Origin of the sequence: Parahalioglobus pacificus (assembly GCF_014652275.1) — a bacterium.
In the GTDB taxonomy this organism is placed as follows: domain Bacteria; phylum Pseudomonadota; class Gammaproteobacteria; order Pseudomonadales; family Halieaceae; genus Parahalioglobus; species Parahalioglobus pacificus.
Genome location: NZ_BMYM01000002.1, coordinates 69,455 through 93,702 on the forward strand (window position 1 = coordinate 69,455; position 24,248 = coordinate 93,702).

The following is a 24,248-nucleotide window of genomic DNA, read 5'->3' on the forward strand; positions in this document are numbered from 1 at the left end:
GTGAATGAACGACGCCGTTCAACAACAGTCCCGCCTGAAGGCGCTGATCGCCAAAGGTAAAGAACAGGGCTACCTGACCTACTCCGAGGTAAACGATCACCTGCCGGAGGACATCTCCGATCCGGATCAGGTTGAAGACATTATCCAGATGATCAACGACATGGGCATACAGGTGTTCGAAGCAGCACCTGACGCCGATGAGCTGCTGATGACGGAAGGCGACGGTTCTGCCGACGACATCGCCGCAGCGGAAGCTGCCGCAGCGCTGGCCGCCGTCGAGACCGAGGCTGGTCGCACCACTGACCCGGTTCGCATGTACATGCGCGAGATGGGTACGGTGGAGCTGCTGACGCGCGAAGGCGAGATCGTTATCGCCAAGCGGATCGAAGAAGGCATCCGCGAGTTGATGGCCGCGCTGGCACACTATCCTGGCGCCGTTAAGGTTATCCTCGACGAATACGACTTGGTTGCCAAGGAAGAGCGCCGCCTCGCCGACATCATGGTGGGTTATCTGGACCCCGCCGAGCGCGTGCCCTCTGCGCAGGAGATCGCTGAGCAGCAGGAAAAAGCCAGCAAGGGCAATGACGATGATGAAGAGGCCGATACCGGTCCGGATCCCGTCGAAGCCAAGAAGCGCTTCTCAGCCATGAAGCGTCAATACAACAAAACCGAAAAAGTGATTGCTGCAAAGGGTCGTGCTGACAAAGGCGCCCAAGCGGAAATGGTCAAGCTGGGCGAACTGTTCAAGTTCTTCAAGCTCACCCCTCGCGTATTCGATCCCCTGATGGACAGCCCGCGCAACATCCTTGCGGGTGTTCGCGATCAGGAACGTGAGATTATGCGCATTGCCACGCGTGAGTGTGGCATGCCACGTAAGGAGTTCATCGCTACGTTCCAGGGCTCCGAATCTGACCTCAAGTGGGTCTCTCGCCAGGCGCGCAAAAAAGACTATGGCCCCAAGCTGACCGCGCATAAGGACGAACTCCAGCGCATGCAGCGCCGCATCGGCCAAATTGAAGAGCAGTGCGGCCTTCCTGTTAGTGAGATTAAAGAGATCAACCGCCGCATGAGCATGGGCGAAGCCCGTGCCCGTCGCGCCAAGAAGGAAATGGTAGAAGCCAACCTTCGCCTGGTGATCTCGATTGCCAAGAAGTACACCAACCGCGGGCTGCAGTTCCTGGACTTGATTCAGGAAGGCAACATTGGCCTGATGAAGGCGGTGGACAAGTTCGAGTATCGACGCGGCTACAAGTTCTCCACTTACGCGACCTGGTGGATTCGCCAGGCGATCACCCGCTCCATTGCCGACCAGGCACGCACCATCCGTATTCCGGTGCACATGATTGAGACGATCAACAAGCTCAATCGAATTTCGCGCCAGATGCTGCAGGAAATGGGCCGTGAGCCCACGCCGGAAGAACTGGGTGAGCGCATGGACATGCCGGAAGACAAAGTCCGTAAGGTACTGAAGATCGCGAAAGAGCCGATCTCAATGGAAACACCCATCGGCGACGACGAAGATTCGCATCTGGGTGATTTCATTGAGGACAACACCATTTCCTCACCGGTAGACTCCGCCACAACCTCTGGCCTAACTGAAGCCACGAAAGATGTTCTGGCTGGGCTGACGGCACGCGAAGCAAAGGTGCTGCGGATGCGTTTCGGTATCGATATGAACACCGACCACACGCTGGAAGAAGTGGGCAAGCAGTTCGACGTGACCCGTGAGCGTATCCGCCAGATTGAGGCGAAAGCGCTGCGCAAGCTGCGCCATCCCTCTCGCTCTGACTACCTGCGCAGCTTCCTCGACGAGTAAGCGCAGGCCAACGTAAGAAATAGACGCCGTGGGCTATGCCCGCGGCACCCTCTCTGGATATACTTCCGCTCCCTTTCGGGCCCATAGCTCAGTTGGTTAGAGCAGTCGACTCATAATCGATTGGTCGTAGGTTCAAGTCCTACTGGGCCCACCACTCTTTCATGGAGCGCAAAAATGCGGTTCCTATTTATCTGCGGCTGCGGGCATTCAGGCACATCACTTCTACTTGCAATATTCTCGGCTGCGAATGATGTTCACGCCCTAACAGACGAGACACATTTTTTGCTGAGCCATTCAACCTGCGAGTTCAAGTCACAATATGGTTACCTTGCGCAGGGAGGAAACCTTATTGTTGAAAAAACCCCGAAGCATGTATATGCACTTGACAAAATCGTCGCTGATCCTGAGTGCGGCGCGTTAGTGATGGTAAGAAACCCTGTTGACGTCATTGCTTCCTTAAAAAGAGAGGTTTTGATGTTCAACAGGGTATCGAACGCTATCGAAACGACAACGAACAGTGGATTGCCCGCGAAAAGGCCCAGGGAGTAACAGTCCTACGTTACGAAGATCTCGTTCAATGGCCCGAGAAGACACTCTCCATGCTGGGTACAATTTTCAATCTGGACTTACTTTCGGCGAACACCAGGCGTCAAAAATCCGAGGAGATATTTTTCCAATCTGCCGGAGCGACGGGCGCACAAAAAACTGACGGAGCCGGTGAATCAAGTCACTTGGCGTTAAGAAATTACCAAATTCGCCAAGAGATCAAGGATAGTAATGGTGAGTGGGCGAATCGACTGACTAAGGAGGAACTCAATGAGATTCAGAAAAGCCTACACAATTACATGACTAAGCTTGGGTACGAGGAGTGTCTCAAATACTCACTCTAGTATAAAGCTGACTCGCCTCCATACTATTGGGCTAGACATCAAAAGAAACACGGTAATAACAGCCTGTCCGGTAATCTTCTCTAGAAGACCGAGGCGTCCTTAAAACGTGTTGTAGCTCTCGGATACTGTTGTGTTTGAAATCGCATGGCGTTTCGGATTTGCGATTTGCCCCAGTAAGCGGCCAAGGTACGCTTCAAAAACTGTTGTCAACCTGCTTGCTGCGCGGTAGTCAAATGAACAACGCTTAGTCTGGTAAAGGGTCGTTCTTCACCCATTTAAGCCCCACTTGAACATCCCGACCCTGAACAACTTTATCGTTCAACCTTCTCATGCACATCTCAACACAGGTTGCGCCCGCGCTAGCTTTACTTTACTCACGACTTGCGTGGAAGCTGAAGATTTAGTTGCTTATTCAACTCGCGCCACTGCCATGTAGTCTCTCTAGACTATCAATGACCATGTTAGGTTCAACAGCACCGTGCTCACTACTTTGCGTAACGGTGAGATATTCAAGGCGCGCTAATCCGGCGAGAATCTTGAAATGTGGCCGACGCAGGTCATAAGGGTTTATTTCCATAACTGCACTGCCCGGTTGCATCCATAAACAGTTAGTTAATCCAGCACCATGTTGCCCAATAACGATTTTGGCGGAGTAAAAAAGCTCAACTTGTTGACTAAACGTCAGGTGTTCAAGCTGGACATGCACCGGGGAAAGGTCTTTGGGACAATTGTCCCTTAGCGCTGCCCAAATGTCTGCCTTATTTGGCAATGATCGCCGGAGGCTACCAGACCCCTGTAGCGCGCCGGGAGGAGGGGGAGCTCGATCGATGAGTACCAGTTTATCTGGCTTTCTGTAGCCCTCCAGTGCAAGCGACGTCAAGATATCTGCCCGGAGTTGGTGTACCTCGTTTCTCCGGCAATGAATGATCTTTGGATTCATACCGAGAAGATTCAAATGCTCTGAATCAGGGCTTCTCTTAGCAGCGGAGATAAAGTCGAATCTGTCCCCATAGACTTGCCCTACAACAGACCCTAAAGAACCAATACAGGGCAGCGTTATCGCATCGTCGCCTAGACGCTGCCTGACGAGTACACTTAACGGGAGCATTAGATCAACAATGAAGTGGTAGTAGTTATCCATCCCGCCCATGCCAGTCTTCGGCGGGTACAACCGCAAAGCAACACTACCTGCCCGGCGGCTAGCAGCTGCAATCGCATAGATATGCTTGAGTGAGTAACGTCTATACTGCCGACGCCTAAAAAAACGACGGAGGCGATTGAGGTTGAAATCTGTCATCGATCCCAGAATACCCCTTCAAAATCGCTTTGTTTAGTGCAGCTTTGCTGCGCTGAAGAGTGTCTCATTAACAGTACCAAGTCTAGCAGAGCATACAAGACCAGATCCAACTTATGCGGCGAACTGATCCATACAGTCTAGCTATAACCACTGCGAAGCCTAAGTTATCATTGTCGCCTAGCCATTTTGACCAATAAGCCGTGAAAACTGTCTATCTCCATATTGGCAATTTTAAGACTGGAACTTCAGCAATCCAAAAATATTGCTCCGAGAACCGGGATGCGCTTCTTAAGGCTGGGTGCTGCTACCCCCTCTCCGGCCGCCCGCATGGACAAGTCACAGGCAACAGCCATAGTGCGCTATCACTAAGCTTGTTGCAGGAATTGGGCGTAGGAGTTCCCCTCTGGTATCGGGACAGTGCAAGTTACTCGCGGGTTGCCCATGGCGTTCGTGAAGAGTTAAACATGACGTCGGTGAACAACTTCCTTCTCTCATCTGAAGAGCTCTATAGATTTGCAACGCTGAAAGCTGAACACAAGGATGTGACTCAAAGGCAACTACAGGCGCTTTTCCAGAATTTTGAAGTGAAGGTAGTAATGTATGTGCGGGAGCCGCTAGATTTCGCCAAGTCATGGTATAACGAGGTCAACAAGTCCACGCTACCCATAGGACGCTTCTCCGACTTCCTATTCAATCTTCCACTTGGATATATCGACCCCCGCATTAACGCCGAGTTCTGGCGTGAGTTGTTTGGCCATCAGTCGCTTATTTTAAGGCGATACGATACGCAATCGACGCGACATATCGAAGGATTGTTGGAAACCCTTGGATTAAACGCCGGTAGCCTTCCCTCGCCTTCCGAGGAACGAGTACACAAAAAGAGAGATGAGAACACTCTTGAGAGAGATCGTCTCGCGAAGATTCACGCAATAAAGTCCGAGAAAGAGAGACATTGGTGGTTGACACGGAATTCACTAGCAACTGACGAGGGTGTGACCACGCTCATGAAGAAACTCGAGGGTATCTCCCAAGGCTATGAGGCTTTCTGCAAGATGGAGGGGATAGGGCCAAGTCAGAGCAAACTGACCCTAGAGGCCGTGCTTCAACATCAGAAACGAGTAAACCCAGATAATGTGACGCCACCCTCGAAGTTGCAAACCCAGGTTCAAAAAATGCGAAGCCGCTTGCGGCGGAAGCTTAAGCGATAAGTCTGGAGAGGTCGCAAGTGGATTTGAATGTTATCTCTTACATAGCTCGTGGTGGGCCAGTAAGGACGTGTGATGGCCAAGCCATAAGATGAATGTGATTCACCGGCTGATCTCGTCTGATGATCAGCTCAATATCCCCCAGGGGGGCTTTTTTACCCGGGTGAGTGGTAGCGCCAGAACTTCAGGGCGCGAACTCTCATTGGGGGCGGGCGCCTCGGTAAGCACCCTCACTTACTACAATGCTTTCTCTATCTCCAAATGGCGGAGGCATACAGATCTCTCTGATCTTTCCTTAAGGCTGCTGGGTGAGGGCAAAATTATGGTTGACGTGCTTACTGCCACCGTGCCACTCCCTGAGACACCCTTGCTTGATTTGGAAAGGGCATTTGCTATTCCAGCAACTGAAGAAACTCTGCTTACTTCCATCACGCTCGACCTCAAAGGGACGGAACAGATCGCTTGCGAGCTCGACGTTCGAGAACTTTCAGGCGAGATGCTTTTTTTTAGAATTACTGCGGGTTCGGAGGTAACCCTCACCGATTTAGTGCTAGTGACAGATACTGAGCCTATGCGTGAGCCAAAACTCGGCATCGTAATCACCCACTTCAATCGCCAGGAAGCACTCGCAAAAGCTACCGAACGACTGGAGACAGCCTTCGCGCAATCAGAGCAGTTAGCCACTTCGGCCAAGGTTTTTGTGGTCGACAATTCAGATAATTGTGGGCTCGACAACAGTGCCCACCGCACGATTATCCCCAACGAGAACTACGGAGGCGCGGGCGGTTTTAGCCGCGGTCTTTTAGAGCTGGTAGAGAATGATAGCTACACGCATGCACTGTTCATGGATGATGACGCCTCATGCCACCCCGAATCTATTGCTCGGACACTGTCGTTTCTCAGCTACACAAAGAGCCCCAAGCTAGCGGTCGCCGGAACGCTGCTACAGGAGGAGGATCACTCAACGGTTTATGAAAGCGGCGCTTACTTCGATGGCATTTGCCACAGAATCCACAAGAATCTAAATATCATAAACAGTACCCAAGTAATACTGAACGAACGCGAGGGCTTCAAACCAAACTACGGCGGCTGGTGGTTCTTCGCCTTCGATATTCGCGAGATCTCTCACTTTCCATTCCCATTTTTTGTGAGAGGTGATGACGTTGCGTTCTCGATCACGAATCATCTGCAAGTAGTTTGCTTGAACGGAGTCGCGGCTTTCGGTGAGACATTTGAGTCAAAGCATTCGGCGATGACAGCTTACCTTGATACACGCGCTCACATTGTCCAACAGTTGGCTGTGCTGGGTCATAGTCGATACGCCGTTCTGAGAGGTTGCTTGCGCTTCTTTGTTATTTCGCTCTTTTCATACCGTTATGGTAGTGCCGCGGCGGTGTGTCTGGCCCTTGAGGACTTACTCGCCGGCCCAGATTTCTTTGCCAACAACCTAAGTATGTCGGCTCGTCTTCCAGTGCTGAAGGAACTCTCTAGGGGCGATTATTCTGTGAAGCTGGAGGAATCGCCACGAAATATGGCGATCTACACCTTTGAGACCGACCGCTTGCCTCGCAAGCTGCTGCGGCTTGCCACTATGAATGGTTTCTTGCTGCCTGATTTTTTGCTCAGGAAGAACCCTGTATTTCAAAAACCTGGATTCAAAGCGCGGTTTTCACAAGTGTTCGGCCACCAGAGCATCTACTATTCCGATTCAACTGCTTCATCCGGAGAGCTTGCAGTCATTGACCGTAAGAGGATGCTGGGGCTTGCTTTTCGGTTTGGAAAAATCTTTGCAGCGATACTTTGGAATTTCGTCACGCTGACTAAGATCTATAAGGAAGAGTTTGGGGCGCTCGCCAGTAAAAAATTCTGGGCCTCTGTGTACGGCCTGAATCGCTAGAAATCTGACTGGACCGTTCACGTTAGTGTCAATACGTTGGGGTGTTCTCCAGGAACCATGCATACGCGTCTTTTAGTCCGTCCCTCAACTCGTACCGGGGGGCCCAGCCCAAGCCGCGCAACTTTGAACTATCCATAAGCTTACGAGGCGTTCCATCAGGCTTGCGCGCATCCCATTCAATCCTTCCCGTGTAGCTCACCACATCGGCGATGGTTTCAGTGAGCTCTTTGATACTGCAATCAATCCCCGTACCCACATTCAGATGACTGAGCATAGGTTGTGTGCACGAGGTGAAGTCTGCCTGGCTCAGGTTCATTACATAGATCGAGGCTTCGGCCATATCGTCAACATGCAGAAACTCTCGCAGGGGTGAGCCCGTACCCCATGCCGTCACCGTCTCGGCGCCCGCGACTCTGGCTTGGTGAAAGCGGCGAATCAGGCCCGGAATGACATGAGAGTTTTCTGGATGAAAGTTGTCATTGGGCCCGTAAAGGTTAGTGGGCATTACAGAGCGGTAGTCGCGACCAAACTGGCGGTTATATGACTCACAGAGCTTGATGCCGGCGATTTTTGCCACAGCATAGGGCTCATTAGTGGGCTCTAAAGCGCCCGTTAAAAGCGCCTCCTCGGTTATTGGTTGCTCGGCAAGCCGCGGATAAATGCAGGAAGAGCCGAGAAAAAGCAGTCGTTGCACGCCCGCCTCATGGGCAGCGTGAATCACATTGGACTGCATCATGAGATTGCGATAGATGAAATCCGCAGGGTACGTGTTGTTGGCATGAATACCCCCAACGTGCGCCGCTGCGAGATAGACCTGATCGATACCACCATCGGCAAAAAAGCGCTTTACCTGTTGCTGATCTGTCAGGTCTAACTGGTCGCGGTTGCGGAGAATGGGCTCCACATTAGCATCAAGCGATAGCTGCCTAAGCAAAGCCGACCCGACCATGCCGCGATGGCCAGCGATATAAACTCGTTGGACCGATGTCACAGTGCGCTCTCCCTGTCCTTCAGCAACGTGACCTCATTCACTGCTTGGTGTCGCGACATCAAATCCATGCTCTCTGAGAAGCGCGCTCTGCCGAGCGGCCTGCAGGTCTGACTGGACCATCTCTGTACACATCTCTTCTACCGATATCTCCGGCTCCCAGCCCAATTCCTCCTTTGCCAGGGCAGCATCCCCTAACAAAGTTTCAACTTCCGCGGGTCTGAAGTATTTCGGGTCGATACGAACAATCACCTCACCTGTGGTGACCCCCGGGGCAAAAATAGGGTCGGCTGAGGCCACTATGCCAATCTCCTCTACGCCATTTCCCTCGAAACGCAGCGATATACCCGCAGCGTTGGCCGCCAGTAGCAAAAACTCCCTTACTGAGATCTGCTTGCCGCTGGCGATAACAAAGTCTCGGGGGCTTTCCTGCTGTAACATCATCCACTGCATCCGGACGTAATCTTTCGCATGCCCCCAATCTCTCATCGCATCGAGATTGCCCATGTACAGGCACTTTTCAAGGCCGCAAGCGATATTCGCAATACCGCGTGTAATTTTTCGCGTTACAAATGTTTCGCCACGCCTAGGTGATTCATGATTGAACAGAATGCCATTGCAGGCATACATGCCGTATGACTCCCGGTAATTGACGGTGATCCAGTAGGCGTAGAGCTTCGCAACACCATAGGGCGATCGCGGATAAAACGGTGTGCGCTCAGTTTGAGGTGATTCTTGCACCAGACCATAGAGCTCAGAGGTAGATGCCTGGTAATAACGCGTTTTGTCCTCTAGCCCCAGAAAACGGATAGCCTCCAGTAGGCGGAGCGAGCCCAGTGCGTCCACGTCAGCCGTATATTCAGGCGACTCAAAGGACACCGCAACGTGGGATTGAGCCCCCAAGTTGTAGATTTCATCTGGCTGCACCTCGTGGACGATTCGAGTGAGATTGGAGGAGTCAGTGAGATCGCCGTAGTGCAGTCTAAACCTGGAATCAGCAACGTGAGGATCTTCATAGATATGATCAACGCGCGCTGTATTAAACAATGAAGCGCGTCGCTTGATGCCATGAACCTCATAACCTTTTTCGAGAAGAAGTTCAGCAAGGTAGGAGCCATCCTGACCTGTGATACCAGTAATAAGGGCTCTTTTCATGCGGTTCCTATGCTTTGTTGTTCCAACAAATCTTGAAATATTTGCTGTTCATTTTAATGCTCGTCTAGTACTCGATCGTCATGATGGGGGTCAGCGCTAGCGCTCTGGGTTCAAGCAGAACGTAAGCGCCTCGAGGCCCCGCGGTCGAAAAACGCTCGACGGAAACTAGCTGGTTTCTTTGAAGTCGCTACGCAAATAAGGCTCGCAAAGGGTAAAATGGTAACGTGTCTACCACCATATCAACTAGGGTTTTCTAGCTTTCTGACCTCTGCGTGCCCTTTTGTTAACACATCGACAAACCACTCCGCTTACTATGTCGTTTAATGCATAGCATCTGTATTTCCGCCACTACTTTATCCGTGTAGCGCTTTCAGAAGTGAAGGGGATGAAAAAATCACGATTATTCATCGCTATTAAGCCGCATCAGAGCGTCCTCAAAATCTCCATACAAGAAATCCACGCCTGCGTGGGATAGGTGGTATCTATCGCGCATCAAATTTATATCACTTTGTATAACAGGGCATACTTTTGGCTCGCCCGAGCAGAGAATCTCAATTGGGTCGATGACTATGAAGTCGCTTTTTGATTGGGCGCTCTCCATAGATTTAAAAAATCGGTTCATGCCAACAGCAACCTTATTCCGTACATGTTGACTCATATCGATTTCAAGGGGACATAGTCGACGGTTGAACCACTCTCTATGGCTGCACTGTTGAATTTCGTGGTTGGTTCCCACTAACAATAGAGAGGCACCCTTACTCCGCACCAGCAGTTGGAGCCGCGTAATTTCTTCCGCGTACGCCGAGTATGAGCGTTCGACATCATCCTCATCAAGCATAATGTACTGATCCTTCTGGTAGTAAAGCCTGTGCACTAATACATCCCCCGCCTTCAAATGGGAATGCAAATTCAGCAGTAGGAAATGCGAATCGGCGTAACAACTCTGTGGATTAGAATTTGGAATCAATTCTTTACGCAATGGATAAGGGCAGCCGTATCCAAAAAGCATCCTAAAGTCGTAACCATTCTTTACAGCTGCGATGGCCATATGGTCGGAAATAGCATTAGCGAAGCTATCTCCAATAAGCACTAACTTTCTGCCTTCCGATGAAAGACATTTCGCAATGAAATCTTCGTCAACAACGGGCGGTTCATTATCTTTACTCAAATGGTGCGGAGTCATGTTGCATGATCGTCGACGCTCACTGATTTCTTCGCGAATCTCTGAGTAATCAGCAGCTGCTTCCAAAATCCTGCTCTCCATACTCTCCGCTATTTGCGCGGGCGTGCGCTCAGAGCCAAGATAGACTCCTGAGGGCTCTCTTGATGTTAATGCGTATATAAGACCTGCTACGGCTAATGACGCCGCTAATCCCATCGTGAATACTACAGAGCTTTTATATGCGGAGGTCTTGTAGCGCAGAGGTAATTCAACAAACCTATAGGAAAACCAAGCCAAGGATGTTATTAGCGAGAGCTGCAAAAACAAGGACCAAGCGCCATCACCGAAAGTCCATCTCGCGGTAACTATCACACCCCAGTGCCAAAGATAGAGAGAGTAAGACATCAACCCAATCTTAACGAGAATCGGATATGCAAGCAGAGTTGAGAATGACGGCCGCACGTGTAACTGCGCAATCAAGGTGCAAGTTAGGAGAACCACCAGCATCGTGCTTAGCCAGATCATTTGCGAGGAGAAAAATAAAACTCCGACCAGAGCCAGTACCGTAAGGTTACTTTGCGAAGGCAGTTTTTGTGCCACTCCAGTCTCTCGCCTCTCTAGTAGCAGTGCGAGCATACAACCTGCGCCCAACTCCCAGAATCGGAACGGCAGTAAATAAAAAGCGTAAAGCGGCCTGGACTCTACAATCCATAAATACAGCGCTAGCGACGCAAGAATCGAACAAGAGAGAATTAAGGTCGTTACAGCGCGCTGAGACTCACTGCGCACGAACATCGTGGCTGCAAGCAAAAACAACGGATAGATTAAGTAAAACTGCTCTTCGAGCGCCAAAGTCCAAGTGTGTGTAAAAAAATTAAGCTCAGCGGCCTGTCCAAAGTAATCGGTTGCAGTGGCGAATAGATACAGATTTGATACCGCAAAAATAGACGCGATTGCTGTAGCACCACTATGTGCTGGCTCGGGGTTAAAGAGCGAAAGAACTACGCTAGTCACTAGAACGAATAGCAACAATGCAGGCGTTAGTCTCCGGATTCTGCGTGAGTAAAAATCCAGCAAACGACTCAGCAAAGTCTTCTCAGAGTTTGCCTCTCCACGGAGCGATCTGGTTATCACGTAACCGGAGATAACAAAAAAAATATCGACACCCAAAAAGCCAGAAGGTAACCACCCGGAATTTAGGTGATTCGATATGACTGCAAGTACTGCAATTGCTCTTAGGCCATCGATTGCTGCGATGTATTGGGGTTTTTGGGAGTGTTGCGTCAAGCTGCAGGCTTCCAGGCTATAAATTTCTCTGCCGATTATACGCTGCGATCAGCCTCCATAGTATTTCGATTCTATAAGCTATTTACTTTCGCCAACTACATCAACAGGCAAGGCAGTCTACATACGACTTAGCCGTTACGGATCTACTTATATAATTGCTCGTAAAACGCTTTGTCAGATTGAACCGTCTATGCATCTACACCCACGATACAGCGCCGCGACTAGCTATTTGCAACATTATCAGCGCGACTGAATCTAATGTTAAACCTCGAGGATTAGTGGTTATCCAATGATCGCTGCACTGCAACCCGTAGCGAAGATCCATTGATTCTGTCTTTCAACTGATGGCGCTAGCTAGCGGCTGATCCTCACTCGATAGATGCCTTCTGCCTTTATAGATAAATACCCGTCTCTCGGGGTGTAGTGAATCGAAGTTTACGCCATACGGCATCGCCGACTATCTCTTTAAATAAGCGCCCAGTAATGTCCATAGGGATCTTCAGCGTTAATTTTCAGCCCAGCACCCTCGCGCATCCAGCCAACGCGCAGCCCTGTACAAATAACAGCGTTAGAGGTCGTCCTTTAGCCCAGAATCTCGATATTAGAAGTGCTACTGTGTAGAGATCCTAAAGTATCGCACTATGCGTTTGATCAACGACATGACACGACGCTTAAAAGCGCTAACCGGGGTCTTACACTTCAGCTCAGCTTTCTCCTCTTGATATTTAGCCAGCAACCAGCTTGCCTCCCGCTTAAAGTCTTCAGTCAGGTCACTCCTCCCTACGATTTCTCTGAGCAATCGAGGGGTAGGACCCTCGTCAAACCGTATGAATCGGCGCTTCGCGTAGCCCGCAGACAGATAATCCAGCAATGGTTTACCTTGCGCTTGCTCGAAGCTGAGCCTTACAACGCTGGCTTTTTCAACATCTTGACAAGCAAGGGCACAAAAATAGCTTAAAATCGGGTAAGTGGTATGTTGCGGGTCCAGTTCAGCGGCTTCCGTCACGTAGGACAGAAGTTGCTGCGGAGTCTCCTCCGCTGATGCAGTCACGTAGAGGCAATAACAAACAAATGCACGCTGAAGAGATGAGTATTCAGCAAAGCTCGGAGAGGCTTTTGCCTCAAGCAGTGCTTGGTGCTCAGCGTAAGTGGAATATATATCCGACGCCACCACGAGTTTTGCCCTGCCTACCAGTTCCGCCAGTTTTGTCACAGCGGTATCACCGCTGCTGACTATAAGCTCACAGTCAGACATCAGCGCAACATCACCGACCATTGCGGTAGCGGGTGCTATGCCATCAGGCAGCAGATCACGCGAGCTAATGACATTCGGTATCTCACTCGCCAGGTACTCGAGGTCGTTCGAGGTAGCGCCAAAGACAATAACGCCGTAACCCTCCTCTACGTATCGCCGGCAGGCGGCTTCGGCCACAGGTAAAGACAAGGATTTAAGCCGACCAAAATTGGCGACAAGCCGCGTATCGCCGTAGATGATGTCGCCACCGCGCACATGCACAGCAACACGCCTAGTGGGTAACTCCAGTGCGCGCACGTAGGAAAACGTCTCAGTAACACGATCGTTGAAGAGACGATCGAAGAAGAACGTATTTACCTCTGACTGACTCATAGCCTGCTCTAGATCAGGGAAAACGCGATTGGCGGCGAGCCAGCATGGGCGCACTAACCCAGCATTACGTTCAACCTTAGAGAAGTCGTCTACAACGAGACGCAAATATTCCCCACTGTCAAAGTCGAAGCTATGCTCGCGCCGCAACCATCCATCTGTCGCCAGAAGGTACCGAGCTAGAATTTCGTTAGATAGCAGTTCTGACGCGAACTCGGGCACCGCATGCATGTCACTGCTCGTCACAGCGAACAGCGACCTAAGTGCACTATCATCAGGCCATACAAAGGCGAAGTCGCGATTGAGGTGCCTGGCACTGAAGTATCCGACACATATAGCGATCAGGCGCTCGCACAGTCCGTCCTGACGACATGCCACGATCATGTCCGGGCGAACTGATAACTCTTTAAGCTGGTTGCCGCTCACCTATACTCCGTTTTCTTGCCACGACTCCCGAGTAGCAAAAATAGACTTGGGTCACTCTTTGCACCTGGGCCCTCTCAGGCTAAGACCCCGAATTCATCGGACTAGTCATCATACATGCACACCTATGCGGAACAAATCAAGCGACAACAAAACGCGGGGTTAATCCCTTACTCAAAGAAGAACTTCATGGAGGATGAACTGGGGGTACCGTGCTCGCATATTGCCGAACGGTTCTTGTTTCCCAAAAATCCTAAACACTCATCTTGAAGCTGCGAATATCAATCGAGTGATAATTGGATGCGTTAGATGGATGTGGCGTCCCACGAAGTCAAGTAAATAGCCTAATCTCAAACGTGGCAACGGCAAAATCCAACAAGTGGTCATGAATTTGCACGTCATCGCCCCATCCCCCACCTGTTCCCCAAAGGTCTGAGCAAACTCACGGTGCAAAAAAGCTCTATGTACAGGTTTCAGTCGACCCGCTATCATCGCTCTTTGCCACTAACATGCCGGTGCTCATTCAAGAGTATTCGGAATTTAATCAACGAAAAATTGGCCCGTGAATGACCCTAGCACGCAAGTAGTGAGGTTTGGCTACAATAAAATGTTGACATCGTTAGACGTAGTTGTGCCCGTGTATGGCTGCCCTGAAGCACTACCCACACTGGTTCATCGTCTAGAGAAAGTTCTATCTGAAGTCGCCAGCTACTTCCAGATAATACTAGTCGATGACAGATGCCCCAAGGGGTCTTGGGAAGAAATTGTAAATCTGAAGGCCGGGCACACTTCACTGGTTGGTATTCGTCTTTCTCGCAACTTCGGCCAACACAATGCGATTACCGCCGGATTAGAACACTCCACCTCTGATTGGGTTGTTGTGATGGATTGCGATCTACAGGATCCACCGGAGGAGATCCGAAAGCTAGCAGATAGTGTAAGAGACGGAGACGTTGATATTGTTTTTGCGAAGCGCCATCAGCGGAAAGATGGCTTTCTAAAACGAAAGAGTTCGCGGGTATTTCACGGACTGCTGTCGGCACTTGCAGGTATTGAATCCGACCCCGCCATCGGCAATTTTTCAATCGCTAGTAGGAAAGCGATCAATGCCTATTTACGCTTCCCCGAGCGTACGAAAGCCTTCTCAATACTCCTGAGGAGTCTTGGTTTTGACGTGTCTTGTGTGGATATTGCGTCCGAAGAACGCCACTCGGGCTCCTCTAGCTATACCCTTCGCAAGCTTCTCGTCTTGTCCGCTGACATCGCCATTTCACACTCAGACAAGCCACTCTGGATAATGATAGGCTTCGGCTTCTTCTTGTCCGCAATATCGCTAATATTTGCAGGCTATCAATTTTTTAGGTGGCTCATCGCTGACGTGAGTGTTGAAGGTTGGGCGAGTCTTATCGTTTCTATTTGGTTTTTGGGCGGCATGATCATCGCTTTAGTCGGAATCGTCGGCGTGTACGTTGCTAAAACATTTGACGAGACTAAAGCAAGGCCGCTTTACCTTGTAGATAAGGTTTTGAGGTGATGTAGATTCACCTAACAGGATTGAGTGCAACCTCCACCCCTTATCGAGTGTTGAGCCAATGGCTATAGAGCCGATACCGTTTAACAAACCATACATGACAGGCTTAGAGATTGAGTCGATAAATGAGGCTCACGCATTGGGCAGTTTGAGTGGTGATGGCACCTTCACGAGGCGATGTCGTGAATGGCTTGAGCAACTAACTGGAACCCAAGCACTCTTGACTCACTCATGCACAGCTGCGCTTGAAATGAGTGCATTGCTTCTAGACATTCAGCCTGGCGATGAAGTCATCATGCCCTCGTACACTTTTGTCTCAACCGCGAATGCTTTCGTGCTTCGAGGTGGAGTTCCGGTGTTTGTCGATATCCGACCGGATACATTAAATCTTGATGAAACCAAGATTGGTGACGCTATTACACAAAAGACTAAGGCTATCGTACCCGTCCATTACGCAGGTGTGAGCTGCGAGATGGACGAGATAATGGCGATTGCGGCGAGAAACTCCCTGGCTGTAGTCGAGGACGCTGCGCAGGGCGTGATGTCCAGCTATCGCGGCAAGATGCTGGGCAGCATCGGTGATTTCGGTGCCTATAGCTTCCACGAAACCAAGAACATCATCTCCGGCGAGGGGGGCAGCCTACTGGTTAATCGAGAAGAATCCCTTAACGACGCCGAAATCATTCGCGAAAAGGGAACAGATCGCAGCCAGTTTCTCAGGGGAGAGAGGGATAAATACAGCTGGCAAGACCATGGATCATCTTATCTACCAGGCGAACTGATCGCGGCGTTCCTCTGGGGACAAATGCGCCGAGCGGACGAAATCACGTCAATGAGGATGGAAGCGTGGGAACGTTATGACGAACTGCTGGGGCCACTGAAAGCATCTCTCGATTGTCAGACTCCGACGATACCTGCACACGTCCAGCACAATGCCCATATGTATTACGTGATACTCCCCCGGGGGGTAGACCGCGACTCCGTTCTAAAGTACATGCGCGAACAGAAAGTTGGCGCAATCTTCCACTACGTGCCGCTGCACTCAGCCCCTGCGGGTAGAAGGTTTGGCCGGCAGAGCGGAGAGCTCGAAAACACAGATGACCTCGCGTCTCGCATCGTAAGATTACCGCTCTGGTGTGGCATAAGCGAATCACAACAATGCTATGTCGTGGATTCCCTGAAGGCTGCGATCAATGCCGATTAGCATTTGTACGGACATCGCATCAATGAAGGTTGCTAAATTTCTCTTCTGGGGCGCCATGAACAACGGAGTGGCATATGCGATTTTCGCTGCCATTTTGTTTCTCACTCATAATCATATTATTGCTGCCATTTTAACCTGGTCGCTCGGTGTCGCTATTAGCTTTGCAACCATGTCAAAGTTCGTATTCGGAAACAAAGACTGGACCAAAATCTATATATTCTGTGGCTTTCACGTTGTGCTATTGATTGCGAATCTATCTTTACTAGAGATTTATCACCAATTAGGAGCAAATTTATACGTTGGTGGTCTCATCAATATTGCTGCGATAGCAGTAGCCAGCTTTTTTTTCATGGACCGCATTCTCTTCAAGGGGTGAATTGATGAAAGCAGGTTTTTATCACTCTACAAAACACCTAACTGAAGAGCAGCTTCATGCAGCAAGCGCCGAATGCGTTATTTGTGGCTCGCGTGAACTTAAGCGCCTGAGCGATCTGCAAAAAAATCCCAGCGTGTTCCTTCTGCGCTGCGAGACCTGCAGTTGCATAAGCGCATCAAGGCTACCTACTCAAGCGGCGCTAAATGCCTATTACGCCACGTACTACGATCACGAAGTTTTTGAAACTGCGGAGGAAGCAGTAACTTTTCACGATATTGAAAGCTTCGCTAAAAGGATTTCAAAAGTCGTTGAACCTTATCTAAACGGTCGCACTCTCAATATTTTAGACTTCGGAGGAGGTAGTGGGGCTCTATCGAAGCGGTTTTGTAAGCTCCATGCTAATAAAGGTAAGAAGACGGAACTTGACCTTGTGGATTATAGTCTCGCTCGAAGGTCGTATGACCTCCAGGGCATTGCGGTTAGTGAATACGCAACTATCGAAGATCTACTTAAGAACCTTAATAATGAAAAATCTAAATACGATCTAGTGCTCGCGAGTGCAGTCTTGGAACACTTACCAAACCCGACAGAGGCTCTCAGACAACTCTCGAGGCTATTGAGGAAAGGCGGGGTTCTTTATATTAGAACCCCTACCGTATATCCAATTATGCACACTTTATCTAAAGTAAATGTAAGCGTAGATTTTACCTTCCCCGCTCACATTCATGACATGGGAGAAGAGTTTTGGAGGTACTACTTTACTGAGCTAGCACCACACTCAATGCGGGTCATTGTCAGTCGACCTTCTCCAGTGGAAACCAGTTTCCGGGGCAGCTTTTTTCGCACCTTGGCTGCACACGTGCTTAAGTTTCCTTGGCGACTTCTGGGGAAACACTACACACTCGTGGGCGGCTGGGAAGTTTTTGCTCGGAAATCTCAGGATTGATTGACTTAGTCTTTGTATAGCCCACTTACTGCTGAACTAGTTTCACGAACAGAACGCATCCGCATTTTCTTAGGGAGTTTAAGTTCTTTTTGAATTCAACAAGTGAACGAGCACACAGATAGCCGATGCAAATGATTCTTTTCGCGCCACGCATACCGTCACAGGTCGAAAGCAGAGCTTTCGTAATACTGATCAGTTTCTTGCGACCAAGCATGGCAGAAAGGACTATTTATTGGTGTTAGGGTGAATCACTATGAGTGTAATTGGCTTGGAAGCATTTAGCTCTACATTGATCAAACGTGACGATGGAATTTGGCATTCGGATACTTCACGAGAGATATCCTATCCAGTTGACGGTCATGCGGCCTGTGCTCAAGTAGAGGCTGAATCCTTTTGGTTTAATCATCGGAATGAATGCATAGCAGCGATGATAGACAACCACCCTCCGGCAGAAGGAGGCCCAATCTTTGATGTTGGTGGTGGCAATGGCTGGGTGACGCTACATATGCAGAACTGTGGCTACGATAGCGTGCTTGTGGAGCCCGGGATTGCAGGTTGTCAGACTGCCATTTCGCGTGGTGTAGAGAACGTCGTATGCTCTACCACTGATGACGCAGAATTCAGTTCGAACTCAGTACCAGCGATAGGCCTCTTTGATGTAATTGAGCACTTGCCGGACGACGTTAGTTTTCTAGATTCTATCTGTTCTCTAATGTGTCCGGGCGCAAAACTCTACGCCACAGTTCCAGCTTACCCACGTTTATGGTCACAAGAGGATGTAGTCGCTGGCCACCATAGGCGGTATACACTTGATACGTTCTGCAAACTTCTCGAATCAACCGGTTTCGAAGTGCTGTACTCTACCTACATCTTTCGATTCCTGCCTGTTCCAATACTCTTACTTAGAACCGTCCCTTTTCGTCTGGGCATTGCACCAAGAAATTCATCGCCGGATAATTCATTGAACGACCACACCACGCGCAGCTCTATAAAGAGTCGGGCGATCGATTTCGCATTGGCTGGAGAGCTAGCCAACATTAGAAGCAATAAGAAAATGTCATTTGGTGGTAGCTGTATGGTGGTCGCGATTAAGCGATGACTCGCCAGCTGCGCAGGATTCTTCTGTCTTCTTGGCGCAGAGGGTTACTGCAAGTCCATACAAACAGAAAAATCATACGGACCCGTCTTGCACGAAAGTACTCGCTGCCAGATACCCAAGGGTGCTGTAAATCTTGCTCCCAGACTTGCATAAATGTTCATAACGGGGATGTTCTTTACGCTGAAGCTTGCTTGTCCAAGTCGATATCCCCTGTCAGCGTAAGCGATTAATGCAGCCCGATAAAGTAAAGCACCGGATATCGTCGCATCCCGGTGCTTCATCGCAAGGGTGAGGCTAAGAGAGTTCTTGCCGTCGGGCGCGGACAAAAACCAACCCTGAGTCTCGCCCTCCGCTTGAATTTCCAGGCAACACTCAGGGTGCCCTTCCACTAAGCTGGAGGCCCACATCGCGTATCGATGATTGACTTTTTCTTCGTTTACGCCAGGAAGAGAAAAGAAGCGCTCACTGGCAAAGGTCTCAAGCCGATTCACGTCCACATCGAATATGGATTCATCTGCAAATCTGCACTCAAATGCTGCCGTACTACTCGTGTCTTCGATCGTCTTTAGATTCAAACGAAAATTGATCTGTGTGTCCACTTGGCAGAAGCTCGCGTCAACCAGCCGTTTTGGAGATACCGCGTTTAAAGGGCCCGCATACTCAGCCCACGCAAAGTTACGTAGCATCTCTTCCTGATCGTCAGGCTTACACTCAAAGAACTTGGGGCTATCAATGATTGCTACAGGGCTTCCCCACCAATTCGAGTTGAAATCATGCTGACGAATCATCACGCTACCTCAATCGACTGAAAACAGCCTGCCCAGAAATCTTGGCCGTCCCAAACGTGATTAAAGTGATGCATCTTTCCAACCGGCACAAAACGATGAATCTTCGTTGTTGACAAGCGAGATAACCACTCTCCATGAGAAGAAGGAGAGCAGCAGTAACCGACTGTCTGAGTATTTGTTGGCAGATACTCGAGTGCTTCGTCGAGCGAACAGCTCACTATATTCATACACAGATGCGATTCAGCAGGTTCGAGCTGCATATTGCCCAATGCAATAACTGCCTTATTTCGGGCAACCAGCGAGGCATTCCAACCATTGGCTAACGCCCACTGGCATGCCATCACATTATCTGATGCATGATGAGGATCGACATCGTCAGCAATGATGCTGGGCCACATGTCCAGAAGTCGCCCACGGAATTCCTCTGCCTCGGCTCGGCTGCTGTTCAGCAAAACAATACGTTTTGGCGACGTGCAACCGGCGCGCCCGTAGATTGCGAAGATCTTGATCAGCTCACTAAGTGACGCATCGTTCATATGGTTGTAGTCGATCCAGGCTTCAGAATGTTTGTCTACGAAAGAAAACCCAACGCTCGTGGGAGATTTACTTTTAGCATGGACGCTGCCTGCAGCCTCATCTGAGCCAAATACCATTCGAACCGCCGCGCCTTCCACAAGCTTATCAATACGGTCATCGCCCCGATCGAGAAACAAACACTCCGTTCGCTCATCAATATACTCGCGAAGCTGTGTGTTTTCTGTCTCGATAGCAGCAAAATTCAGGAATGCTCCGACAAGATTGGCAGCGCGAGAGCCCAATTTATACCTCGCGGGTTGGCCCGTTAGCGAAAGCAATATCGCCACCAAAGGACCCAAGAGAGATACATTATTCGGAAGCCATACGGCTATAGATCCTCTGGGTACATAGACCTCATGGGGGATGCTCTGCGTTTTGGCAAATTCACCAAATGTCGAGTAAACCGGAGCGAGCAGAGATTTTTCGTCCAGGAAGGCAATCAGATAGGCCCACTCATCCCGAGTAAAATCCGGATGTAACCGTCGCGTCATCTTGCTGCGCAGGCTGGCCCACGCCGCGACAAGATCCGATGGATCATATGCCAAGCGGGCAGCAATAGTCCTTTCACCGCGCTGAAAGTAGTACAGGCTAGACATTAGCGCACCCGCGCACTTCTGCTTTGGGCACTCGACCCAGTAGCTCGAAGCGTTTTCCCGGCCTACCACACTCGCATGTGCCGCTGACGACTCGGCCGAGGTCCTCTGTTAATACACTATGGTATGGAGCGCCTCGAGCAAGGACGTTCATGAGCTGTAGTTGTCCGACACGATCCGTGACACTTTCACCGCTGTAAGGGTCCCTAACGAGCACATCTGCCCAAGCAGGCACATGCCGATATCCGTGCTCACACAGCGGATAGATAATTCCTACTTGCTCAACCAATCCGTAATAGTCAATGACCTTTGAGCCAGGAGCGAGGCCGTCGAGCAATGTGTCTTCGAACTGTTGTCGACTTACAGCGACATTTTCAAGTTTCTTCCAGCCGCCGGAGTGGACAAAGTGAACTTCCTTACCCAGCAGGAGACTACGAATACTCTCAGGAAACCGCTGCTCTGCCCAAGCCTGCCAAAGAATCCAGGTAAACCCGTAAACCATCAGCCGCTGGCTGGATTCAAGTACTTCTTCCAGAGCTCCCCACTTCATGGATCCCGGGTCACTGGCGTCATCTAGCAGGAAAGAGAGTTCAGTAGCCAGGGGCCTTAAACTCAGGGCGGCGGCAATCCGTGCGCTCATTTCACCCCGAGTACGAAGTGATCTGGGGCTGTCGAGGATCAACAGGGGTCTGGGCTCTCTTCCCAGAAAGTCTTGAAAAATTGCGAGCGTACTGGCCGCCTGCAATTCAGAACTGGTTTTATCGAGTCTGATTTCGCTAGAGACTCCCGAACTGGTCGCGGACGATTTCAATACTCGCTCATGCGTCAAGCCAGGTGAATCCGTTTGCAGCAGAACCCGCTTAAACAAACCCACGTGAACATAGGGCAGATCCTCGCTTTCTGAAACGTCAGTGGTTACGTCCGCAAACCGCCGATACGACGCACATCCGTCAAGGTGCAATCTATGCAGCTCGTGCATCTGTCGCAAAAATTCGTCGCGACGATCAGCTGTGTAGGGCGGGACCTCGAGGAGCGAACTCATCCAGCACCCCACATCTCAAACCACTCAAGGTCGTTGCGCTTCACGGTCGTACTGTTCAAACGACTACAAGGGTCTCGAAGTACCTGCATCCAGTGCTCCCGTAGGCATGGCAGCGCCTGCTGATAGGCCGAAGCATCGAACAAATCTCTAAGTGTTTGTTGTACCGCATCCATATCAATGTGAAACCTAATGCAAGTCTCGGCAAGCTTAGTCGACCGCTCTTGATTGAATGACATGACGGGGTAGAGGTAGAGCGAACACAGTCTGGCATGTCCCCAGTTCTTATCTGGAAAACGCGCACTTAATGGCAATTCCAGGGTATGGGCAATCCCGTGCACCAACCCCACGCCCGCCTCTGCCTGATAAGAGCAGGCCAGCCTGGATAGCTCAAACCACTCGGGGTGGTGGTCGAGCGACAAACCCGAGAGCTCCCTGATTACATTCGCGAGCTTTTGCTTTAAGGACTCGGTTGCCAGTGGTGAGATAATTGCCTCAAGAGCATGAGACCAAGTGTCTCCGCATGCAAACCGCTGCATCTGAGGTCCCACGGTACTTCCCAATTCCGGCAGGCTCACATAAAAATCTGGCCTTAGAGCCTCATCCAACTGAATAGTCTTTTCGCTGCCGGAATCCACAACCATAACTGGTGAGACCTCGGCACCTGAACCCCAAATCGTCGGTATGGCGACCAGCGTCGCTTCGGGCCGCTGCTGCATTCTCAAGCGCTTTACGTTGTCGATAACGGTCCCACCTCCGATCGCGATGATCAAGTGGACGTTCTCTGGCAGTTCATCTGAATAGCTATGGACTGGCTTATGGAAAAGCTGATGCGCACGATCAGCCTGTGAAGGGCCGCTGATAACGTGAGTTGACTCGTCAATGCGAGCCAGCAATGCGTCCAGAGAGAGCTCAGCAGTCATTGCTCGAACTGGATACCGTTACTCTCGAGTAGCTCGATTATCTTATCAACGCTGTCCAGTGCAGTCGCTTCGTCTGTGCTGGGGTGATAGCCAAAAGTATCCTGAATACCTACTGCCACAGAAACAACACCCAATGAGTCCCACGTTTCCACATCTTCTCTCTTCAGCTCGAAACTGAATTCATCCTCATCAATGAGCAGAATATCCAGCATGAGCTCTTTGAGTTTCTCTCGATTCTCCATCTAAATATGTTGTCTCCATAAAACATGTTCATCGCCTATCGAGGCGATGGAAACCAAGTCAGGCTTGCCATTCGCAAGCTCTGGCAGCTTGTCCATACCAACGATGTATAACGGCCATTGTGCTCGATTGTGCTTTTTTCGAAACTCGCTCAACAAGGCCCTCATTTGTTGCTTAGATGGCTTTGGTGCAAGCGCGATCGCACCAGCCTCTTCTCCATGTGTATCCACAGTTTTGAAGACTGCAGATTGGCCAGGCCAAAAATCCTCCACTGTTCCACCGATCGTGAATAATGAGATCTTTTCCCCATATCGATTGAAAACCTCGTTTGTTCTGCCTGCCAACTGCCAGCTTTCGCCGTCCGCGGCAGGATGGCCGATATCCCCTGTAGGTATCCATTCGCTAGCGTCGAAAAGATGGAAGCCATCAGCACCTACTGTAGCCACGGCACCGAAGGGGCTACGGAAAAACAGGGCGCCTTCCACGCTTTTGAGTTCTACTCCAGGCAGTGGACTGCCTACATTCTGCGCATCATTGGATGCGCCCGCCTTCCGGACCGTCAGCCTTGGCAGAGCTTCAGCACATCCGAAGTTATTGAAGATCACTGCCTCAGGGAACATACGGTTTAAAGATTCAAGTTTGTGCTGTGGAAAACGACCTCCCGCAAAATGAAGCCTGATCACACCCGGGAAACTACAGTCTGCAAGTTGAGACTCCATGAGGCTAACTTGGCTACCCACTAGGCATAGCATGGCGTTATCCGCAGCAATCAGGTCTTGTCGAAATTGGGCAGGTGAGCTTAGTCCGGGAGAAGGCCTGAATCGCCGCCCTTGCACCTTTGCCCATAACCACTGGTTCACAAACGCATAGCTATACGTCAGCGGTAAAGCGCATATCGTCTCGGCCACAGGTGCACTATCCTGTATCTCATGAAGAACTCGAGTTAAATCCTCAGATCGTGCCCTACAACCAATCACCACCTTGGGCTTCCCAGTGCTACCTGAGGTGAGCAATGCAAAATGGTCCTTACTCAACTCTTTTGGTAAATAGCCCCTATGCCGGAACAGAGGGGCGTCGTCCATCGACATATGTGCAGGTACGAAGACGAAGCTCTCTGGATTGTTCCATGCTTCCTCAAGTAACCCTGCATCAATGGCGGGGCCACTTGCGCGGATAATACGCATGACGG

General features: G+C 50.3%; 20 protein-coding genes and 1 tRNA gene. 10 read left to right on the forward strand and 11 right to left on the reverse strand.

Features of this window, described 5'->3' with window-relative positions; all coding sequences use genetic code 11:
• Positions 1–4: 4 nt before the first annotated feature.
• The 3 genes from rpoD (at position 5) to IE089_RS09080 (ending at position 2,365) form a co-directional block, all read left to right on the forward strand.
• Positions 5–1,816 (forward strand): RNA polymerase sigma factor RpoD, encoded by a 1,812-nt coding sequence (rpoD, locus tag IE089_RS09070; protein WP_189477503.1) that lies wholly within the window; start codon positions 5–7, stop codon positions 1,814–1,816.
• 77 nt (positions 1,817–1,893) lie between these two features.
• Positions 1,894–1,970: transfer RNA gene (locus tag IE089_RS09075), tRNA-Ile, on the forward strand.
• Positions 1,971–1,990: 20 nt separating this feature from the next.
• The gene (locus IE089_RS09080) at positions 1,991–2,365 is read left to right on the forward strand and encodes a sulfotransferase domain-containing protein (RefSeq protein ID WP_189477504.1); all 375 of its coding nucleotides are present in this window, start codon (positions 1,991–1,993) and stop codon (positions 2,363–2,365) included.
• A gap of 753 nt (positions 2,366–3,118) precedes the next feature.
• Here the strand turns inward: IE089_RS09080 and IE089_RS09085 are convergent.
• Positions 3,119–3,847, reverse strand: coding sequence for a glycosyltransferase family 61 protein (locus tag IE089_RS09085; RefSeq protein ID WP_189477505.1), 729 nt, complete (start codon positions 3,845–3,847; stop codon positions 3,119–3,121).
• Between the two features lie 620 nt (positions 3,848–4,467).
• Here IE089_RS09085 and IE089_RS09090 point away from each other — a divergent pair.
• Positions 4,468–5,211, forward strand: a complete 744-nt coding sequence (locus tag IE089_RS09090) for a hypothetical protein (protein WP_189477506.1) — start codon at positions 4,468–4,470, stop codon at positions 5,209–5,211.
• 88 nt (positions 5,212–5,299) lie between these two features.
• Positions 5,300–7,105, forward strand: a complete 1,806-nt coding sequence (locus tag IE089_RS09095; RefSeq protein ID WP_189477507.1) for a glycosyltransferase — start codon at positions 5,300–5,302, stop codon at positions 7,103–7,105.
• A 28-nt stretch (positions 7,106–7,133) separates the two neighbouring features.
• On the opposite strand, the gene fcl is transcribed toward IE089_RS09095, so the two are convergent.
• The 4 genes from fcl to IE089_RS09115 all read right to left on the reverse strand — a co-directional run bounded on the left by fcl (position 7,134) and on the right by IE089_RS09115 (position 13,552).
• Positions 7,134–8,096 carry a GDP-L-fucose synthase gene (fcl, locus tag IE089_RS09100; RefSeq protein WP_268247996.1) on the reverse strand — a complete coding sequence of 321 codons (963 nt, stop codon included), beginning with the start codon at positions 8,094–8,096 and terminating at the stop codon, positions 7,134–7,136.
• 33 nt (positions 8,097–8,129) lie between these two features.
• The gene (gene gmd, locus IE089_RS09105) at positions 8,130–9,248 is read right to left on the reverse strand and encodes a GDP-mannose 4,6-dehydratase (protein WP_189477508.1); all 1,119 of its coding nucleotides are present in this window, start codon (positions 9,246–9,248) and stop codon (positions 8,130–8,132) included.
• Positions 9,249–9,648: 400 nt separating this feature from the next.
• Complete coding sequence (locus tag IE089_RS09110; protein WP_189477509.1) at positions 9,649–11,697, reverse strand: acyltransferase family protein; 2,049 nt, start codon at positions 11,695–11,697, stop codon at positions 9,649–9,651.
• A gap of 610 nt (positions 11,698–12,307) precedes the next feature.
• Positions 12,308–13,552 (reverse strand): hypothetical protein, encoded by a 1,245-nt coding sequence (locus IE089_RS09115; RefSeq protein ID WP_189477510.1) that lies wholly within the window; start codon positions 13,550–13,552, stop codon positions 12,308–12,310.
• A 799-nt stretch (positions 13,553–14,351) separates the two neighbouring features.
• On the opposite strand from IE089_RS09115, the gene IE089_RS09120 reads away from it, so the two are divergent.
• The 5 genes from IE089_RS09120 (at position 14,352) to IE089_RS09140 (ending at position 18,900) form a co-directional block, all read left to right on the forward strand.
• On the forward strand, positions 14,352–15,278 hold the full coding sequence (locus IE089_RS09120; RefSeq protein ID WP_189477511.1) for a glycosyltransferase family 2 protein: 927 nt from the start codon (positions 14,352–14,354) through the stop codon (positions 15,276–15,278).
• 58 nt (positions 15,279–15,336) lie between these two features.
• Complete coding sequence (rffA, locus tag IE089_RS09125; protein ID WP_189477512.1) at positions 15,337–16,479, forward strand: dTDP-4-amino-4,6-dideoxygalactose transaminase; 1,143 nt, start codon at positions 15,337–15,339, stop codon at positions 16,477–16,479.
• A 22-nt stretch (positions 16,480–16,501) separates the two neighbouring features.
• Positions 16,502–16,855 (forward strand): GtrA family protein, encoded by a 354-nt coding sequence (locus IE089_RS09130; RefSeq protein ID WP_189477513.1) that lies wholly within the window; start codon positions 16,502–16,504, stop codon positions 16,853–16,855.
• A 4-nt stretch (positions 16,856–16,859) separates the two neighbouring features.
• Positions 16,860–17,801, forward strand: coding sequence for a class I SAM-dependent methyltransferase (locus IE089_RS09135; RefSeq protein ID WP_189477514.1), 942 nt, complete (start codon positions 16,860–16,862; stop codon positions 17,799–17,801).
• Between the two features lie 253 nt (positions 17,802–18,054).
• Positions 18,055–18,900: a class I SAM-dependent methyltransferase gene (locus tag IE089_RS09140; protein ID WP_189477515.1), complete on the forward strand. Its 846-nt coding sequence runs from the start codon at positions 18,055–18,057 to the stop codon at positions 18,898–18,900.
• Positions 18,901–18,944: 44 nt separating this feature from the next.
• Here the strand turns inward: IE089_RS09140 and IE089_RS09145 are convergent, their stop codons facing one another.
• The 6 genes from IE089_RS09145 to IE089_RS09170 are packed head-to-tail and all read right to left on the reverse strand — an operon-like array spanning position 18,945 to position 24,243.
• A complete protein-coding gene (locus IE089_RS09145) occupies positions 18,945–19,691 on the reverse strand; it encodes a hypothetical protein (protein WP_189477516.1) in 747 nt (248 codons plus the stop codon).
• Positions 19,688–20,860, reverse strand: coding sequence for an acyl-CoA reductase (locus tag IE089_RS09150; protein ID WP_189477517.1), 1,173 nt, complete (start codon positions 20,858–20,860; stop codon positions 19,688–19,690). The genes IE089_RS09145 and IE089_RS09150 overlap by 4 nt, the downstream gene beginning before the upstream one ends.
• Positions 20,853–21,899, reverse strand: coding sequence for a LuxE/PaaK family acyltransferase (locus tag IE089_RS09155; RefSeq protein WP_189477518.1), 1,047 nt, complete (start codon positions 21,897–21,899; stop codon positions 20,853–20,855). The genes IE089_RS09150 and IE089_RS09155 overlap by 8 nt, the downstream gene beginning before the upstream one ends.
• Positions 21,896–22,819, reverse strand: coding sequence for an iron-containing alcohol dehydrogenase (locus tag IE089_RS09160; RefSeq protein WP_189477519.1), 924 nt, complete (start codon positions 22,817–22,819; stop codon positions 21,896–21,898). Before IE089_RS09160 ends, IE089_RS09155 begins: the two co-directional genes overlap by 4 nt.
• Positions 22,816–23,061: an acyl carrier protein gene (locus IE089_RS09165; RefSeq protein WP_189477520.1), complete on the reverse strand. Its 246-nt coding sequence runs from the start codon at positions 23,059–23,061 to the stop codon at positions 22,816–22,818. Before IE089_RS09165 ends, IE089_RS09160 begins: the two co-directional genes overlap by 4 nt.
• Entirely contained in the window at positions 23,062–24,243 is a 1,182-nt protein-coding gene (locus tag IE089_RS09170; RefSeq protein WP_189477521.1) for an AMP-binding protein, read from the reverse strand.
• Positions 24,244–24,248: the final 5 nt, after the last annotated feature.